We start from the raw sequence: 18,110 nt of genomic DNA, 5'->3' as shown, positions 1-18,110 counted from the left end.
CCCGGCCCGTGGAGGTCCGCTCAGGCCGCCTGGCCCGGGCCTCCGCCGCGCACCTTGGCCACCCACTCGCGCACCTGCTCGCGCAGCTTCTGGGGATCAAACGGCTTGTCCACCCGCGCGTTCTGCACGGTGTCCATGAAGGTCCGCGCCGCCGGAGTGAAGGCCCCGCCGGTGACGAACACCATCCGGCGCGCCACGCCCGGCGCCGACTGGCTCAGGTCCGCGTGCAGCTCCATGCCCGTGAGGTCCGGCATCATCAAGTCGCACAGGACGACGTCCACCTCCGCGCCCTTGGGGCCCCTGAGCAGCTCCAGCGCCTGACGCGAGTTCGTCACCACCTCCACGTCGTGCTCGCGCGCCAGCGTGCGCCTCAGCGCCGAGCTCACCATCACATCGTCATCCACAATCATCACCCGGCCACGCACGCGCGCGCCCTCCTGCTCTTGTTGCATCGGACGAACCCCCTGAGTCTGAGACGCGGGCGCTGCCGCGGCCCGTAGTGTCACACGAACCCGCGTCCCCTTGCCCGGCTCGCTCTCCACGGTGATGTCTCCCCCCATGGCCGTGACGAACCGGTGACACAGCGCCAGCCCCAATCCCGTCCCCACACCCACCGGCTTTGTGGTGAAGAAGGGGTCGAAGATGCGACCCATGACGTCCGGGGGAATCCCACACCCGGAGTCACACACCTCGGCCACCACCCGCTCGCCCTCGCGCCGGGTCACCAGCCGCACCTCGTGGTGGGCCGCCAGGCCCTCGGGCAGCGCCTGCGCCGCGTTGATGATGAGGTTGAGGAACACCTGGGCCAGGCGCGACTCGTTGCCGTCCACCCAGCCGGCCTCCCCCCCGTACTCCTTCACCAGCCGGGCCCGCGGGGTGAGCTCGTTGCTGGCCAGCTTCGCCGCCGAGTCCAGCACCGCGTGCAACTCCACCGGCCCGCGCGCCTCCTCGTCCCCGCGGGAGAACGTCCTCAGGTCCTGGACGATTCGGCGCACCCGGTCCGCGCCGTGGCGCGCCTCGCCCAGCACCCGGCCGATGTCCTTGAGCCGCTCGCGGCCCGGCACGCCCACGGGCAGCTCCCGCCCCAGCGCTCCCGCCTCCGCGCTCGCGTAGTCGAGGTTGGAGACGATGTAGGCCAGCGGGTTGTTGATTTCGTGGCCCACCCCGGCCGCCAGCGTGCCCACCGCCGCCATCTTCCCCGCCTGCACCAGCTGGGACTGGGCCTGGCGCAGGGCGCGCAGGTTCTCGTCCAGCTCGCGGTTGGCCGTGGCCAGCTCGCGGGTGCGCTCGTCCACGCGCGCCTCCAGCCAGCGCTCGCGCCGGCGGATGCGGTGCATCTGCACCCCGTAGAGGACCAGGGCCACCGCCCCCACGCCCAGCACGCACAGCACGTAGAAGCCCAGCGTCTCGCGGAAGCGCGGCACCACCGTGAGCTCCACCATGGCCCCGGGCTCCGTCCACACCGCGTCCCGGTTGGCCGCCGTCACCACGAAGCGGTAGTTGCCCGGAGGCAGGTGCGTGTACGAGACGGCGCGCCGGTCCTCCGCGTCCACCCAGTCCTCGTCATGGCCCTCCAGCCGGTAGCGCAAGGGCAGGCGCGTGGAGTCCCCCAGCGACAGGGCGGTGAAGCGGAACTCCACGTCCCGCTGCCCCGGCTCCAGCACCAGCTTCCCGCCGAGCGCCACCGGCCGGCCCTGCACCCGCACCTCCTCCAGGCGCGGCTCGGCCGGCGGACGGTGCACCACCAGCCGCTCCGGGTTCACCGACACCACGCCCCGCAGCGTGGGGAACCACAGCCGCCCATCCCGCGAGCGCCAGCCGGCGGGGAAGAGCGAGCCGTTGCACTCGGAGCTGCGCATGCCGTCGCGCCGGTCGAAGAGGATGGGCCGCACCGTGGTGCGCTGGCCCTCGGCCACCTCCTCCAGCTCGCGCCGGGACACCCGGAAGATGCCCCGGTTGCTGCTCATCCACAGGTAGCCCTCGGAGTCCTCGAGCACCCGGAAGAGGAAGTCCTCGTAGAGCCCCTGCGCGGTGGTGAAGCGGGTGAAGCGCCCGGCGCGCACCAGGGTGAGGCCCGTGCTCGAGGCCACCCACAGGCCGCCCCGGGGGTCCGCGTACACGTCCAGCACCCGGTCTCCCGCGAGCCCGTCCGCCGCGCCGTAGCGGGTGAAGGTGTCGCCCACCAGCCGGTACAGCCCGTCCCCGGCGCCGAACCAGAGCGTGCCCTCGGCGTCCTCGGCCACGGAGACGACGGGCTGCGCCGGGCCGCCCCGCTCCGGGCCCCAGGAGGTGAAGGTGCCCGCGTGCAGCCGGCTCAACCCCGCGCCCGTGCCGAACCACAAGTCCCCGCGCGAGTCCGCGAAGATGGAGTAGACGACGTCGTCGGCCAGCCCCTGCTCGGGGCCCACCCGGGTGAAGCGCTGCCCGTCGTAGCGGAAGGCGCCCCCGGTGGTGCCCACCCACAGCTGGCCCTCCCGGTCCTCCCCCAGCGAGCGGATGTTGGCCCGGGGCAGCCCCTCCTCCGGGCCGAACGAGGTGCTCACCCCGTCCTTCAGCCGCGTCACCCCGCCCGCGAAGGAGCCCACCCACAGCGCCCCCTTGCGGTCCTCCAACACCACCGAGGTCAGCTCGTCGCGAATCCCCTCGGGCTGGCCGAAGGTGACGAAGGGCGCGTCGCGCAGCCGGCTCACGCCCCCCATCGACGTGCCCACCCAGAGCGAGCCCTCGCGATCCTCCAGCAGCGACAGCACCGCCGTGCCGAAGACGCCCTGCCTGGGGCCGAGCACCGCCACGCTGCTCCCCGACAGGCGCGCCAGTCCTCCCGCCTCGGTGCCCACCCACAGGTTGCCGTCCCGGTCCTCCGCCAGCGCCGTCACCTTGTCGTCCGGCAGCCCGTCGCGCGCGGTGAGCACCCGGGCGTGGCCCTCGTGCAGGCGCACCAGCCCGTCGTCGGTGCCGGCCCACAGGGCCCCGTCATGGCCCTCGAGCAGCACCCGCACCGGCCCGCGCACGCCGCCCGGCAGGCGCACCGGCTCCACCCGCTCCCCGGACAGCCGCCCCAGCCCCTTCGACGTCCCCACCCACAGCTCGCCACCATGGTCGCGCAGCAGCGCCCCCACCTGGTCCGAGGGCAACCCCTCCGCCGTGCCATAACGCCGCGCCTGCCCGTCCCTCACGTGGAAGAGGCCCTCCCGGGCGCCCACCCACAGGCTCCCGTCCGCGGCCATCACCAGCGAGAACACCTCCACCTCGCCCAGCCCCGCTACCTCCGGGCGCTGGAAGCGGCCCTCGCGGTACACCAGCAGCCCCCGCCCGGTGCCCACCCACAGCGCGCCCGTGGCGTCCTCGGCCAGCGCCCGGATGATCTCGTCTCGCAATTCGGGCGTGTTGCGCTTGTCATAGACGGTGAAGTGCACGCCGTCGAAGCGCGCCAGGCCCTCCCACGTGGCCACCCACAGGTAGCCATCGTGCGTCTGCGCGAGCGCGAAGCCGGTGTTCTGCGGCAGCCCGTCCTCGTCCTTCCAGGACTCGAGGCTGTACTGGGTGACGCGGCGAGCCGGATCCAACGCGAGCGCGGGCCCTCCCAGGCCCACGAGCACCGCCATGGCCAGCCCCAGCAGGCCGCACTTCCCGTCACGTCGCATTCGGGCCACATGTGCCATGCCCGACGCTCCCGGAGCAAACGGCTCCCCGTGGTTTTTCCCTGGACGGCGGCTCGCCCCTGCTTCCTGGAATTCCAGAAGGCCCCCACCGGAGCGCCGGGCGAGGGAGCCACCGGAGGCGGCCCACTCGTTGGGGGAGCGAGCTTCGCGAGGGGGGAGGGCTCAGGAGAGCTCGGCGCGCGAGAAGATGCGGCGCAGCAGGGCCTCGCCCTCGGAGCGCGGCGGCGCCGCCGAGACGAACGAGGGCAGCCCATGCCCCTCGAAGCAGGCCGACTGGGCCTCGGCGCCCAGCGGCGGCAGGCCGAGGCACCCGGGGCCCGGCTGGGTCAACGCAGTCTGTCCGCTCTGCTGGCACATAGGAGACCCCCCAGGAAGGAACGCCGCACCCGACGCAGTGTGCCCCCCGGGTCTGACATCCCAGGTCACCCCCGGAGGCCTCGAGGCAGGGCCGGCGCTCAGTCCTTGTTGACCTCGCAGTAGGCGAAGTTGATGGCGTTGGCGTCGCGCGGAATCACCAGGTGCTGGAGCTTCGAGAGGAAGCAGGCGCTGGAGTCCGGGTCCACCGTGTAGTTGGGGCGGCGGCAGTCGAGGTTGCCGCCGTTGTGGGTGGCCGGGTCCACCAGGAAGTACCCGCCGCACCAGGGCGGCACCACCGTGTCCCCATCGCTCACCACCGAGGCGTAGTGCACCGGGCCCAGGAAGGTGGCGCCGGGCGTCTCGTCGTTGGAGCCATCGCCCTCGGGGGCCACGCCGTTGAGCTTGCGCAGGAAGGCGCTGTTGGAGCAGTCCTCGGGGTTGACGCCCGGGCAGCCGGAGACGAGCCCGCAGTTGGTGATGCCGTTGTGCGGCGAGGACATCACCACCAGGTCATCCACCACCCGGTTCTTCAGGAAGCGCGTGTAGTAGCGCGCCACCACCGTGCCCTGCGAGTGCGCCACCAGGTCCACCGCCGGGCACGCGCCGCTCACACACGGCACCTTCTGGTCGATGAAGGCCGCCAGGCACCTGCCGTACGTCTCGTTGACGTAGCCGCCCGTGTACCCCGGCAGCGCCGAGCAGAAGCTGGCCGAGCCGCAGTCGCGCGTGAGATCGATTCGGAAGAGGTTCACCCCCTCGGTGTAGCCGCGGGTGCTCCAGCTCGCGACGAGCGCGTCCCAACGCGTCGCGTCGTCATTGCGGCCATGGACGAGGATGACCGGGTTCTTCGGCGTGACGGTGGAGCACGACGTGGCGCATTGCGCCCGCGCCTCCATCCCCACCAGACACGTCACCGCCACTGCGAGAGCCAGAATCGCTTTCATGCATTCCTCCGTGCGCGGGGGAAGGACCCCGCCCGGAGGCAAAAGAGCACGAACTTCGTGCATCCCGCGAATTCCAGGGGCAGCGCCCCTCTGGCGGGCGGTGCACCGGCCGGGGAGCCGGGCGGGATTCACCCTCCGTTGCAGCTCCCTTCAACCCGGCCACAGGTTGCCATCGGACACTCGAAAGGAGTCCATGACATGAAGTCCGTCATCCGGATGGGTTTATGTGCGGCGGCGCTGTGGGGCGGCGCGGCCCTGGCTGGTGATGAATGGAAGCAGACGGAGCCGGTGTACGGCGGCTCCGGCATGGTGCAGGAGCCATCGGCCTACGTCCCCGCCGCCGAAGCGGGCGCCGATCGTGGCCTCTACGTCCTGCTGGGTGGCGGCGCCGAGGGCTACACGGGTGGCAACGCCTCGTCCCTCAACCCGGGCTTCTCCTACGGCGCCACCGTGGGCTTCCGGCCCACGCGGCAGCTGGGCGTGGAGCTCAACTACAGCGGCGGTCTCACGGACGTGGACGATGCGGGCCCGGGCGGCGCGGCCAATGGCGCGGACATCGTGCGCAACGGTGGCCAGGCGGCCGTCACCCTGGGGCTGACCCCCACGAGGCTGCAGCCCTACATCCTGGGCGGCATCGGCGTCCAGAACTACAACGTGAACGGACTCAGCCCGCTGTTCGGCTACACGGATGACACCAGTGGCTTCGTCCCGGCCGGCGTGGGCCTGCGCTACAACATCGGCAAGCTGCTCACCGCGGACGCCCGGGTGGACTACAACATCCCATTCTCGCAGGACTTCGCTCCCTCCGGTGAGAACGGCTTCTGGGACGGCCGTTACCAGGCGCTGCTGCAGTTCGGTGGCACCTACTAGCCCTCACGGCCGAGCTCCATGGCTGACGCGGGGAGGCCCCGGGGCCCACGAGCCCTCGGGTCTCCCCGTTCGTCTTTTCCCCCTCAGGGGTAGCGCGCCAGGAAGGCCCCCAGCTTCACCCCCGCCTCGCGCGTGGCCGGGTCCAACCCGTGGCCCCGCGTGGCGGGCAGTTGCATCGCCAGTTGCACCAGCGCCGGCTTCAGCTCGTCCCAGGCCGCCTCGGCCTCCGCCGCGCTGCCGAAGTGGCGCGCGTGCACCAACCACCCGGCAATCCCGCACGTCACCGCGTGGAACGAGCGCTCCACGTCCTCCTCCAGCGTGAGGCGCACTCCCGCCGGGTGCTCCTCGTCCCGGACGATGGTGCCGCCCTCGGCGCCGCCCAGCCCCAACGTGCCCTCCACCGGCCTCCAACCCTGCTCGTCGCTCATCGTCTCTCGTGCCTCCCGCACGCACCCTGCTCCAGCCCCCCGGGGTCCGGCAACCGCCCGCGCGTGCGCGACCCGGCGGACTCCCGCTTCCCCGCCTGGAAGCCCTCCGACGGGGGGCGCGTGGCACGCGAGGGCACCTTCGCCTCACCGGCCGTGGTCGCGGTCCAGGTGGCACGCCTCGTACCGGCGCCCGCTGCCGCACCAGCACGGCTCTCCAGGCGCGGGGCGCTCACGGGGCGGAGGGTGCAGCTCATCGAGCACGCACTGGAACACCTGACTCAACCGGCGACGCGAGCGCTGGGCCCGCTCCACCTTCGCGCGCTGGGCCGCGTCCAGCCTTCCCCCGAGCCCCTCGATGGCGGAGGCCAGCTCGATGGCCGTCTGGTTGGCGAACAGATCGTCATTGTCCTCCTCCACCGGGTAGTCATCCAGCTTCCGGGCCAGGGCCGGCAGCGCTCGAGGGTCTCCGTAGCGCGACAGGTTCATCGCCCCCTGCGTCACGTCCCCCTGGAGCTGCTCGAGGAGCGCCGCGAGGATGCGCTCGTCCCGGTGGCCACTGCGCGCCAGCACGCACAGCAGCCCGAGCCGCTCGTCCTCGTCCCGCGCGAGAGCGAGCGCCCCCAGGGCCTCGGGAACCGCCCCGGGCCCGAAATCCCCCAGCGCGTAGAGGAGCGTGTCGTAGAGCAGCTCGCCCGGCTCGGTCTGCATGAGCCGCCGCACCAGGGGCGACACGGCCCCGGGAGCGCCCAGCCTCGCGAGCAACCGCGCCGCGTGCACGGGCGGAAAACCCTCGCCCGGCGCCATCACATCGGCGAGCGGCTCGTCACGCAGAATCTCCACCAGCGGCTCCACCGCCTCGGTGCCCAGCGAGAGGATGTCCTCGCTCACCGGCTCGGGCAGTGCCTCCGCGAACTCCAGCAACCGGCGCACCCGCGCACGCGCATTGGACCTAGCCATGAGGCCACCCTCCCCGGATGAACTGGTGCAGCTCCTGCGCGAGCCGCGGATCCCCCGCGGTCGCGAACTGCTCGGGCAGCGTCGAGAGCAGCTGCCAGGCCTGCTCCCACCACTCGGCCAGCTCCTCGGCGGACACCAGGCCCTGGTGGTGGAGGAACTCGCCCCACGGGCGCAGCGCGAGCGCCGTGGCGGCATGCACGTGCGGATGCAGGGCGCGCTCCTCGGCCATGCCGCGCACCCAGTGCTCCAGGTCGCTGAGCACGGGCAACAGCAGGTGCATGGCCCGCGTCACCCGGCCATGGTGGCCGAAGGGGCCGGGCAGCAGGTGGAAGAGCTCCGGGAAGAGCAGCTGCGTGCGCCCCCAGGGCCAGCCCTGCCGCATCCGCAGCTGCGGCTCGAAGGCCATCACCAGCACCCGCTGCTCGTCGAAGAAGGTGTCCGGGGGATGATCGAGCACCTCCTGGGACGTCTTGCGCGCCCACGGCTCGCGGCCGGTGCGCAACGCCAGCCCCCGCCCCACCCAGTGCGGCACCGCGGAGCCGAACACGGCGAGCCGCTCGTTGAGCCGCGGGAGCGACAGGTGCGGCTCCTCGCGCAGCCCCGCGTCCATGCAGGTGAGCACCGCGCGCGTCACGTAGTCCACCCGCGTCCACTCGGCGAGCGACTCGTCCTCGCGCACCCGGGGCCACGCCTCCAGCAGCCCCGCGCGCGCCTCGTCCAGACGGCCCCGGAAGAGACACCACTCGGCCAGCCGCGACACCAGGTCCGCGTCCCCCGTGTGCCTCGCGAGCGACACGAGCGCCTCCTTCACGTCCCGGCCCGGCAGGCGCAGCGCCAGCTCCACGCGCCAGGTGCGCACCGCCGGCTCCGACGCGTACACGGCCGGGGCGCGCTCCTTCCACGCGTCCAGCAGCGGCTCGAGCTCCGGGTAGCGGCCCGCCTCCTCCAGGGCCTGCTCGACCCGGCTGCCCACCTCGAAGGCATCCTCCTCGTCGAAGCCCGGGTGGCTGGCGGCCTCGCGTGCCAGCTCCAGTTTCTCGTCCACGGAGGCCGCTTGCAGGCGCTCGTAGAAGGCCAGGGACAGCCCCGACTCCTCCCGAGCGCTCGCGGTGCGCTCCTCCTCATCCCGAGGGAGCCGCGGCTCCCCGGGTGCCTTGTCGTGCCATTCGTTCGACATGGGCAGCCACTGTAGACATGACCGGAAAAGTTGGCACGGAAATCTGACCTGAAATGTCGGCCGCGCAGCGCGTGTGACCCCAGGGATAGGGACCCGTTCACCTGACTCCGCTCACCGCGTCCAGCGCAGGGCCGCCGCCGTGGCCGGGCCCACGCGGACCTCCTCCAGCGAGCGCGGCAACCGGCCCTGGTCCTCGCCCAGCGGCACCTCGCCCACCATGACCTCGGCGGCCGGCTGCGGGTAGAGCGGCTGACGCCCGGGCTCCACCAGCCCCTCCGGCACGAGCGCGTGCCCCCGCGCGTCGTAGGCATCCACGGCGCCAAGGCAGTGGAAGAGCTCGTGCGCGAGCGCCGTCAGCTCCAGGGTGAGCCCGGTGTCCTCCTGCACGCCGCGCACGAGGCCCACCGAGCCGCCCGCCTCGGCCATGCCCTCCACGAGGCGCTCACCGCCCTCGGAGGTCGGCTCCAGCATGACGTAGATGCGCGCATCCCACTTCCGCGAGGACAGACCCGCGGCCTCGTCCACGGCGGACAGCGCGCGGGACAGCGCCCACGCATGACGGGCCCGGGCCACCAGCGAGTCCTCGGGCGGCGACAGCTCCACGCCCGTGGGAGCCAGGGGACCGGCGAGCACGAAACGCACCGGCCGGCCCAGGCCGTCGCGATAGCGGCCCGCCTCGCGCTCGAGCCAGCCCTCCAGCTGCCCCACGCCCTCGCGCCAGGCCTCGAGCACCTCGGGCTTCACCTCGCCGCGAGCGAGCAGCACCACCCCGACATCCAGGGGCCGCTCCCACGTCACCCGCCGCTCGAGGGAGCGCTGGCGCGAGGTGGCCCAGAACGCGAGGAGCACGAAGACGACGAGCAGCACGGACACGCGCAGCCCCTTCGCCCGGGTGCGGCGGGCCCTCTTCGCGGAGCAGCGTGCACAGAGCGGCTGGCCCTCGGGCCCCCGGCACAGCACGCACACCAGCGCGCGGCAGTCCTCGCACGGCGACTCGGCGGCCAGGGACGCGTGGGTGCCGCACACCGCACGGCCCTGCCCCACCACCGGCACCGGCTCGCAGGCCACGCCGAGCTGCCGCAGCGCCTCCACCAGACGCCGTGCCTCGCCCTCCTCCAGGTCCCGGGGCAGCACGCGAGGCTCGGCCAACAGCTGGCGCGCCGACTCCAGGGGCACCTGGAGCGCCCGCGCCAACACCATCACCGCCCCGCGCGAGCGGGAAGCCTCCACCTGGACCCGGAAGACATTCGCCACGCGCCCCACTCTAGCGGATGGCGCCCGGAAGCCGCGGCCCGGGGAAATAAATCTCAGCATCGTGGAACAATATAAATCCGCTCCCGGTGGCTCACGAGAGCTTGCGGCGTCAAATGGCGGGGAATAATACTCCCATCCATGGGAAGGATATCGGGAGCGCGCAACCGGGATCATGAGGAGACGCGGTCGAAGCTCGTGGCGAGCCTCGCGCGGCAGCTGCTCCTGGCGGGGGGCACGCACCCGAGCCTGCGGGTGCTCGCGGAGGGCGCGGGAGTCGACCCGGGCACGCTGCGGCACTACTTCGGAGACCGCCGCGGGGTGGTGCAGGCCGCCTTCGAGCACCTGATGAAGTTCGGAGAGGAGCGCGTGGCCTGGGCCAAGACGCTGGCGGAGCGGCCAGCGCGCGAGGCCTTCCATCACCTGCTCGAGCAGCTCTCCGCCGCGTGGACGGGAGCCCTGGGCGGCATGCACGCCGCGGGCTTCGCCGAGGGCATGAGCGACTCGGAGCTGGGGCAGATCTACATCTCCTCCATCTTCGAGCCCACGCTCCACTCCATCGAGGAGCTGCTCATCGTCTTCCACGCGCGCGGCGAGCTGTCGGTGCCGGATGCGCGCGTGGCGGCGCTCGCCCTGCTGTCCCCGGTGTTGATGGCGCTCTTCCATCAGCACCAGCTGCACGGACGCCGCTGCCGTCCGCTCGACCTGGCTGTCTTCCTCGAGCGCCATCTCGACGGGTTCATGAAGGGCTACGCGAAGTAATCCACACGTTTTTCCAATTGGGAGTCATCCGATGACCGCGCCGCGGTTGTTGCTGTCTTGTTGCGTCCTGATGTCCGTCCTCGCGGGGTGCCGGGACAAGACCGTGCCCCAGGTGCCCGAGAAGGTGGTGGGCCACTGCACCTATACGAACAAGTTCAGCAACCTCGAGGAGTGCCGCGACTACCTCGGGGAGTGGAGCGACACGGAGGCGACGGAGAACTGTAAGGACGAGGGCGCGACGGTGGTGCTGGGCTCGGCGTGCGGCATCGAGGAGCGGCTGGGCTACTGCTTCCTGGAGGGAGACAAGGACGACCAGTGGCAGCGCATCACCTTCCCCGGCGTGAACGCGGAGAAGTGCGCCTCCATGCAGCGCGGGTGTGAGCTGTTCGGCGGCGGCGTGTTCGACCCGGCGCCCGTCTGCGGCGGCAAGGTGGTGGACCTGGGTGACACGGGGCTGCCCACGTTCCAGCAGCCGGTGCTCACGTGCGTGGACCCCAAGGCGGGCGAGGCCCCCGGCCAGTCGGAAGGCGGGAAGGTCTGCACGTGGGAGATGATTTCCGGCGCCACCGAGCCCGGCCGCAGCTTCAGCGACTACGCGAGCTGTGACCGCGTGCGCACCCAGCGCCCCTACTACCCGGTGCCTCCCGCGCCGGACGCCGAGCGCGAGGATCCGCGCCTGAAGGACCCGGTGTACGTGGCCGAGGTGAACTGGGTGAGGTCGCAGATCGAGGCGACCGCCTGCGTGTGCTGCCACTCGACGCGCGCGCCCAAGGGCCCGTCCAACTGGTACGTCGAGTCGCCGGGCAACTTCATCAACTCGTTCAACCCGCGCGGCCTGGCCATGGGCGCCGGGTGGATCAACACCGTCGGCTTCGGCGCCTACCGGCCCGAGCACAACAACGGTTTCTCGCGCGCCTCGCCCGAGCGGCCCAACGACTCCATCTTCGTCACGACGGATGCGGCCCGCATCGCGCGCTTCTTCGAGGCCGAGCTCCTCCAGCGCGGCTACAAGCGCGAGGACTACACCAGCCAGCCCTACGGCGCGGGCCCGCTGGACGACCAGCGCTTCTACCGGCCCACCACGTGCGAGAACGGTGAGGGCATTTCAGCCGATGGCACGCTCAACTGGCGCGGAGGCAAGGCCCGCTACGTGTACGTGCTCGAGCAGGAGGCCACGTCGCCCACGGTGCCGCCGAACCTCGACCTGCCCGAGGGCACGCTCTGGCGCATCGACGTGCCCGCGGACGGCACGCCCGTGGCGAGTGGCTCGGTGCGCTATGGCGTCGTCCCCGCCGGCATGTCCCAGCGCTTCCCCGCGAGCGGCTCGCCCGCGACGCTCACGAGCGGCAAGACGTATTACCTGTACGTGCTCGCGGACATCATCGTCCCGGTGACACGCTGCCTCTTCGTCGCGCCGTGATGCTCAGCCGAGCCGCTCGGACTCGGCGATGAGCTCCCGCATCAACTCTCCCGCCGGGCGGCCGCGTGACAGCGCGGCGGCCTGGCCCGCCCAGAGCGCGATGAAGCGCGAATCGCCCCGGGCCGACGCGGCGCTTCGCAGGGGCGTCGTCGCCGCGTGCTGGAGTGGGAACGGGAGGATGTCCTCCGAGTCCCCGATGGCCTCCGTGAAGGCGTTGGCGAGCCCCCGGGCCGGACGGCCGGAGAAGGCTCGCGTCACCACCGTCGAGTCGTCGTGCGCCTCGCGCAGCGCGGCCTTGTAGACGGCGGCGATGCCCGACTCGGGGCAGCTCAGGAAGGCCGTGCCGAGCTGCGCGCCACTCGCGCCCAGCACCCGCGCGGCCGCGATTCCCCGCCCGTCCATGAGGCCTCCGCTCGCCACCACCGGGAGGCGCACCGCGTCCACCATCTGCGGCACCAGCGCCATCGTGCCCACCAGCGCCGCCTGGAAGGGCCCCGCGAAGGTGCCCCGGTGTCCACCGGCCTCGGCGCCCTGCGCCACCACCACGTCCACTCCCGCCGCCTCCAGCAGCTTCGCCTCGCGCACCGTCGTCGCCGTCCCCGCGAGCAACATGCCTCGAGCCCTCAGCCGCTCGAGCACCGCGGCGGGCGGAATCCCGAAGGTGAAGCTGAAGACGCGCGCCCCGCTCTCCGCCACGGCGTCCACCTGCTCGTCGAAGGGGGGCAACGGAGATTTCGGCGGCTGCGGCGGCGCGAGCCCGAGCTCCTCGTGGTAGCGCGCCAGCACCGCGAGCATGCGGCCCGGCTCCACCTCGCCCGGCGCGGGCAGGGGCGCGAAGAGGTTGATGGCGAAGGGCTTGTCCGTGAGCTCTCTCACCCGCCGCGAGTGCTTCACGATGTCCTCGGGTTTCAGGTAGGCGGCACCCGTCGAGCCCAGCCCTCCCGCGTTCGACGCGGCGGCGACCAGCTCTGGCGTCGTGGCGCCACCCGCCATTGGAGCCTGGATGATGGGGTGCTCGATTCCGAGCAGCGACGCGAGCCGGCTCCAAGCGTTGAATCGGGTCATGCCTTCCCTCCCGTGAGACTCCGCCTCTACATTGTGCCTCGGAAGCCCTCCGCGGTGGCAAATCGTTCAGATGCGCCCCGCGCTCGTCAGTCGATCCCCTATGAAATCCCTCTCCCCTCGCGCCCGGGCGCTGCTGGATGCGTTGCACTCGAAGACGGGCTACCTCGAGCAACTGCGCAACGCCCGGGGGGCCGACCGGGACGCCCTCCTGCTCCCCCTCGGAGCACAACAGGAGCCGGCCCTGGTGCTGCCCGTCTTCCGGATGTTGTGCTGGGCCCGGGACGACGAGACGCGAGCCCTCTCCGTGGCCCTGCACCACCTCGTCGCCTGCCTCGGCCCGGAGGACGTGCGCGGCGTGGACGAGTCCCTGCGCCAGTCCAGTCTCCACGACACGGACTACTCCGAGCTCCGGCCCCAGTACCTGGACCGCTTCGCCTCGCTGTCGCCCTCGGTGATGGCGCTGCTCACCTGTCACCCGAATGGCTTCACGCGGCAGGCCGCCCTACAGCGCCTGGCCGACAGCGGGGACGTGGCCGCCTGGCCCTTCCTCCTCGTGCGCCTCAATGACTGGGTGGGGCCCGTGCGCGACACCGCGCTGCGAGCCGCGATGGCGGCGCTCCCCCGAGTTCCCCTGGAGCTGCTCGTCCGGCACTTCCCCCTGCTGGAGACGCTGCGCCAGCTCACGCGCGCGGACCACTCGCCCTTCCTCGAGGCGGCGATGGCGCGGCTGGGCCAGCCGGACGCGCTCGCGTGGCTGGAGCGGCACCTCGAGGCGTTGTCGTGGCGGTCGCGGCGCTCGGCCTTCCGGCTGTTGATGAAGGGCCCCCCGGAGCTGGCCCGGAGCGCCGTCGAGCGGTGCCTGGACGACGCGGATCCGGTGGTGCGGCTGCTCGCCGTGGAGCACGTGGACGCGCTCTTCTCCGACGAGGAGCTTCCCCCGGTGCTCGCGCGCCTGGAGCGCTCGCGCACCATGTTCATCCGGCGCGAGGCCTATAACCTCTACGCGCGGCGGGTGCCCGCGCTCGCCGGGGCCAAGGTGCGCGAGGCGTTGATGGACCCGAGCGGCGCCATCCGCGACTACGCCCAGCGCCGGCTCTCCGGCACCGTGGACGTCTCCGAGCTGTACCGCGCGGCACTGCGGGAGGAGCCCGTGCGTCCCGGAGCCGTCGCCGGACTGGGGGAAACGGGCAACGTCTCGGACGTGCCGCGGCTGAGGGCCCTGCTCGCTCACCCGCTCGTGGCGGTGCGGCGCGAGGCCGTCACGGCCCTGGGCCGGCTGGACGGGGATGGCAGCGTGGAGGCCCTGCGCGAGCTCTTCCTCGACCCGGCGCCGAGCGTCTGCCGGGCCGCGGCCGCTGCTCTGTCCCAGCGCACGGGGCGCATCACTCCCGAGTGGCTGCGCCGCTGCCTCTTCCGGCCGGGGCTGTTCCCCCATGCCCTCCGACAGGCGCTCGAGCTCATCGTGGCCCTGCCGCGCTTCGACGCCCTCCCCCTGCTCATCGACGCCGCCGCGCTCCCGGATGAGCCCTCGCGCACGCGGGCCCTCCACCACCTCGAGCGGTGGACGACCGCGTCCTACCGGAGCTTCTCCGCCAATCCCTCACCGGCGCGGCTCCGGGAGCTGCGGGAGGCGGTGCGCTCGGCCCGGCACCTCGAGCCCGGACTGGCCCACGAGTTGGAGCACATGCTGCGCGCGTACGAGTGAGCCCGGACTCCGGGAGTTGGGGCCGGTGAGCCCAGTCCAGGCGCTACGCGCGTCCCTGGAATCTCCGCGCCTGGAGCGGAGCCGCGCCCAGCTCCGCTCCAGGGAGCTCCAGCCGGGTGAAGTCGGGGAACGCGGGCAGCTCGACGAAGAACGTCGCGCCGTGGCCGGGGCCCTCGCTCTCCACCCAGATGCGGCCGCCGTGGGCCTCGACAATCTGCCGGCTGATGAAGAGCCCCAGGCCCAGCCCCGACACGTCATTGGCGGAGATGGCCCGCTCGAAGCGGTTGAAGATGCGCTCCTGGCTCTCCTCGCGGATGCCGAGCCCCTGGTCCTTCACGCTCAGCAGGATGCGCCCCTCGTGCGAGCGCAGCGCCACGGCCACCGGCTTGTGGTCCCCGTAGCGCATGGCGTTGGTGAGCAGGTTCGTCACCACCTGCTCGATGCGGAAGGGGTCCCACTCGGCCTTGAGCCGCTCGGGGGCCTCCAGGGTGGCGGGGGTGCCCGACTCGGCCAGGTGCGGGCCCAGGCGCTCGAGCACCTCGCGGGTGAGCGACACGGCGTCCACCTGGCCCGGCTCGATGACGAGGCGGCCCGTCTGGATGCGCGCGATGTCGAGCATGTCGTTGACCAACCGCGCCAGCCGCGCCAGCTGATGGTTGGACTGCTCCACCAGCTTGCTCACCTGCGCGGGCGCATAGGCGCTCGGGTCTCCGCGCTCGATGCGCCGCCGCGTCATCTGAAGTTGCAGCTTCAGCGACGTGAGCGGGGTGCGCAGCTCATGGCTCGCGATGGAGAGGAACTCGTCGCGCGCGCGCAGGGCCTCCTTGAGCTGGGCCTCGGCCTCCAGTTGCGCGGTGATGTCCGTGTTGGTGCCGAACCAGCGGCGCACCCGGCCCGAGCCGTCCCGGATGGGACAGGCGCGCGAGAGGAACCAGCGGAACTCGCCCGTCCGGGAGCGCAGCGGGAAGGTGTCTTCCCACACCTCGCCCGAGGCGATGTGCTTCGCGTAGCGCTCGGTCACCCGCGCCACGTGGTCCGGGTGGTGGACCTTCTGCCAGCCCCACCCCTGCATCTCCTCGAACGTGGTGCCCGTGTAGTCGAACCAACGCTGGTTGTACCAGAAGAGGCTGCCCGTCTCGTCCGCCATCCAGGCGAGCTGGGACATGTTGTCGGCGAGCGCCTCGAAGCGCTCCTTGCTCTCGCGCAGGGCGGCTTCGGTGCGGTGGCGCTCGGTCAAATCGAGCATCGAGCCAATCATGCGCACGGCCTTGCCGGAGGCCTCCCGGGCGATGTGCCCACGGTCGAGGATGGCGGCGTAGGAGCCGTCGCTCCTGCGGAAGCGGTACTCATCGGCCCACGTCTCCTGGGTGCCGTCGATGGCCGCGTGGATGCCGGAGACGACGCGCTCGAGGTCCTCCGGGTGGATGCGGCTGTACCAGCCGTCGATGGTGGGGCCGAGCTCCTCCTGCGTGCAGCCGAAGTGCTCCCGCACCGCGTCGTTCCAGTCGAGCCGGTCCGTCGCGAGCTCCCAGTCCCAGATGACGTCGTTGGTGGCGCGGCCGACGAGGCGGTAGCGCTCCTCGCTCCGGCGGACGGCCGCCTCGGCCTCGACGCGGGCCGTGATGTCCATCTGCGCGACCACGCCCCCGACAATCCTCCCCGCCCCATCCCGCACGGGCGCGGCGGAATTGAGCATGGTGCGGCGCATCCCCGGCGCGTCGAACGGTTCGATCTCGATGATGTCGCCGGGGGTGAGCTCCCCGCGCAGGGCCCGGACCATGGCCCACTCCTGGGGCTCCAGGCGGCGCCCGTGCCGCTCCGAGCCGTCGGCCCACCAGCCCTTCCACTCGCGGTACTCGTCCACGCTGGAGGAGCGCGGCGCTGTTCCCCACAGGCGCCCATTGGCGGGGTTCATCCGCACGAGCTGGCCGCTCGCATCCGCCACGATGATGCCCGCGGGCGCCGCCTCGAGCACCGCGTCGAGCAGGCGGCTCTCGGCCTCGGCCCGGGCGGCGGCCTGGTACGCGCGGGCCTCGCTCTCGCGCAGCGCCTGCTCGGCCCGCTTCCGCTCGGTGATGTTCTTGAGGACGATCGCCACCTGTTGGCTCCCCGGCTCGCCCACGCGGGTGGCGTACACCTCGAGCCAGCGGTCCACCGCCGGGGTGTGGTCCTCGAAGCGGATGGAGCCGCCGGTGCGCGCCACCTCCGCGTAGCGCTGGAGCCAGGACTCGTTGATGACCGGAAAGAGCTCCCCCACCGTCCGGCCGACGGTGTTCCGGAGCCCCGTGTGGGTCTCATAGGCGGTGTTCGTCTCGAGAAACCGGTAGTCCACGGGCTCGCCGTGCGCATCGAAGATCAGCTGCAGCAGGCAGAAGCCATCGTCGATGGACTCGAAGAGCGTCTGGTAACGCCATTGCGACTCGCGCAGCGCCTTCTCGGCCCGGGCCTGGGCGGTGAGGTCGCGGGTGATGACGATGGCGAGCACCTGCCGTCCCGCCTCGTCACACACGGGCGAGCCGCTGAAGTGGATGCGCCAGTCCTGTCCGGTATCGCGCCGCCGGGTGCGCAGCTCGCAGGCGACCACCGTCTCGCCCCGCAGCACCCGCGACACCGGCCACTCCTCCACCGGCAGCAGCCGCCCGTCGTCGGTGGACAGCTCGTAGAGGGTGGCGAAGAACGGGAGGTCGCGCTTCATCTCCGCGGCGCTCGAGAAGCCGCAGATGCGCGCCTCGGCCTCGTTGAGGTGGACCACGTTGCCGGCCATGTCGAAGACGACCACGCCGTCGGCCATCGCGTTGAGGATGGCCTCGAGCTGCGCCTTGCTGCTCCCGGTGGCCCCGGCCGCGTCCGTGCCGTTGCCGTGTCCGGCGTCCCGCGCCGTGCGCCAGGGAGCGAAGCGCTCCATCGCGTTCTCGAGGGCGTGGGTCAACGCCCGCGCGCTCAGCGAGCCCCGCTCGAGCCATTCCATGGCCCCCGCCCGCAGCGCCGCCCGCTCCAGCTCACGCCCTCCCGCCGGGGCCACGGGAAGGACGACGACCGGGCAGGGCGGGACGGGACGGTCCTCGCGCAGCGCGGCCAGCACCTCCAGCGCATCCACCGCGGGCGGTTCGTGGGCGAGCAACACGCAGTCGGGCGCTCCCTCCCCGGTGGCCACGGCGTGCACCCCGGCCGCGCCGGTCGCGGCCTCGGCGAGCGCGTAACGCCCCTCGCAGTCTCCCTCCACCCACTGGCGTAGCTCGGAACGCAGCCCCGCGTCGTTGGCGATGATCAGGAGTCTGCCGGTCTGCCCGCTCACGTGGTGCTCTCTCATTCCAGTCCGGAAGCTGTGCATGAACGCGGCCCGGCTTCAAACGCCACGCCGTGGACGACAACGAGGTGGACGCCCTCCGCGACCCGCCAACGTCTCGCAAGACAGCTCCCTTGCCCTCCAAGCAACAGGGGAGCACGGCCATCGGTAGGGAACGGCTGTGAGGGGGGGGGCTCTTCCCCGTAGATGCAACAGGGTTGAATCT

Annotated in this window: 13 protein-coding genes; 4 read left to right on the top strand and 9 right to left on the bottom strand. The window is 72.2% G+C overall.

What is annotated here, in order from left to right; all coding sequences use genetic code 11:
• Positions 1-20: 20 nt before the first annotated feature.
• The 3 genes from ACJ8AN_RS12615 to ACJ8AN_RS12605 form a co-directional block, all read right to left on the bottom strand.
• Positions 21-3,644: a two-component regulator propeller domain-containing protein gene (locus tag ACJ8AN_RS12615; RefSeq protein WP_407755559.1), complete on the bottom strand. Its 3,624-nt coding sequence runs from the start codon at positions 3,642-3,644 to the stop codon at positions 21-23.
• Positions 3,645-3,824: 180 nt separating this feature from the next.
• A complete protein-coding gene (locus ACJ8AN_RS12610) occupies positions 3,825-4,019 on the bottom strand; it encodes a hypothetical protein (RefSeq protein WP_407755558.1) in 195 nt (64 codons plus the stop codon).
• 98 nt (positions 4,020-4,117) lie between these two features.
• Positions 4,118-4,963 carry an alpha/beta fold hydrolase gene (locus ACJ8AN_RS12605; RefSeq protein ID WP_407755557.1) on the bottom strand — a complete coding sequence of 282 codons (846 nt, stop codon included), beginning with the start codon at positions 4,961-4,963 and terminating at the stop codon, positions 4,118-4,120.
• Between the two features lie 198 nt (positions 4,964-5,161).
• On the opposite strand from ACJ8AN_RS12605, the gene ACJ8AN_RS12600 reads away from it, so the two are divergent.
• On the top strand, positions 5,162-5,833 hold the full coding sequence (locus tag ACJ8AN_RS12600) for a hypothetical protein (protein WP_407755556.1): 672 nt from the start codon (positions 5,162-5,164) through the stop codon (positions 5,831-5,833).
• A gap of 83 nt (positions 5,834-5,916) precedes the next feature.
• On the opposite strand, the gene ACJ8AN_RS12595 is transcribed toward ACJ8AN_RS12600, so the two are convergent.
• From ACJ8AN_RS12595 to ACJ8AN_RS12580, 4 genes are all read right to left on the bottom strand, one after another.
• Positions 5,917-6,261, bottom strand: coding sequence for a hypothetical protein (locus ACJ8AN_RS12595; protein ID WP_407755555.1), 345 nt, complete (start codon positions 6,259-6,261; stop codon positions 5,917-5,919).
• A 144-nt stretch (positions 6,262-6,405) separates the two neighbouring features.
• A complete protein-coding gene (locus ACJ8AN_RS12590) occupies positions 6,406-7,218 on the bottom strand; it encodes an SEC-C metal-binding domain-containing protein (protein ID WP_407755554.1) in 813 nt (270 codons plus the stop codon).
• Positions 7,211-8,395 carry a hypothetical protein gene (locus tag ACJ8AN_RS12585; protein WP_407755553.1) on the bottom strand — a complete coding sequence of 395 codons (1,185 nt, stop codon included), beginning with the start codon at positions 8,393-8,395 and terminating at the stop codon, positions 7,211-7,213. The genes ACJ8AN_RS12590 and ACJ8AN_RS12585 overlap by 8 nt, the downstream gene beginning before the upstream one ends.
• Before the next feature lie 111 nt (positions 8,396-8,506).
• Positions 8,507-9,649 carry a hypothetical protein gene (locus ACJ8AN_RS12580; RefSeq protein WP_407755552.1) on the bottom strand — a complete coding sequence of 381 codons (1,143 nt, stop codon included), beginning with the start codon at positions 9,647-9,649 and terminating at the stop codon, positions 8,507-8,509.
• Positions 9,650-9,844: 195 nt separating this feature from the next.
• Between ACJ8AN_RS12580 and ACJ8AN_RS12575 the strand changes: the two genes are divergently transcribed.
• Positions 9,845-10,408 (top strand): TetR/AcrR family transcriptional regulator, encoded by a 564-nt coding sequence (locus tag ACJ8AN_RS12575; RefSeq protein WP_407755551.1) that lies wholly within the window; start codon positions 9,845-9,847, stop codon positions 10,406-10,408.
• A 31-nt stretch (positions 10,409-10,439) separates the two neighbouring features.
• Positions 10,440-11,828, top strand: coding sequence for a hypothetical protein (locus ACJ8AN_RS12570; protein WP_407755550.1), 1,389 nt, complete (start codon positions 10,440-10,442; stop codon positions 11,826-11,828).
• Between the two features lie 3 nt (positions 11,829-11,831).
• Here ACJ8AN_RS12570 and ACJ8AN_RS12565 read toward each other — a convergent pair whose 3' ends face one another.
• The gene (locus ACJ8AN_RS12565) at positions 11,832-12,893 is read right to left on the bottom strand and encodes an NAD(P)H-dependent flavin oxidoreductase (RefSeq protein WP_407755549.1); all 1,062 of its coding nucleotides are present in this window, start codon (positions 12,891-12,893) and stop codon (positions 11,832-11,834) included.
• A gap of 100 nt (positions 12,894-12,993) precedes the next feature.
• Here ACJ8AN_RS12565 and ACJ8AN_RS12560 point away from each other — a divergent pair, with 100 nt between their 5' ends.
• Positions 12,994-14,598, top strand: a complete 1,605-nt coding sequence (locus ACJ8AN_RS12560) for a HEAT repeat domain-containing protein (protein ID WP_407755548.1) — start codon at positions 12,994-12,996, stop codon at positions 14,596-14,598.
• 43 nt (positions 14,599-14,641) lie between these two features.
• On the opposite strand, the gene ACJ8AN_RS12555 is transcribed toward ACJ8AN_RS12560, so the two are convergent.
• Positions 14,642-17,893 (bottom strand): PAS domain S-box protein, encoded by a 3,252-nt coding sequence (locus ACJ8AN_RS12555; RefSeq protein ID WP_407755547.1) that lies wholly within the window; start codon positions 17,891-17,893, stop codon positions 14,642-14,644.
• Positions 17,894-18,110: the final 217 nt, after the last annotated feature.

It is taken from the genome of Archangium sp., from assembly GCF_045802675.1.
In the GTDB taxonomy this organism is placed as follows: domain Bacteria; phylum Myxococcota; class Myxococcia; order Myxococcales; family Myxococcaceae; genus Archangium.
The sequence above is the reverse complement of the archived record's forward strand: the minus strand, read 5'-3'. Positions and strand labels throughout refer to the sequence as shown.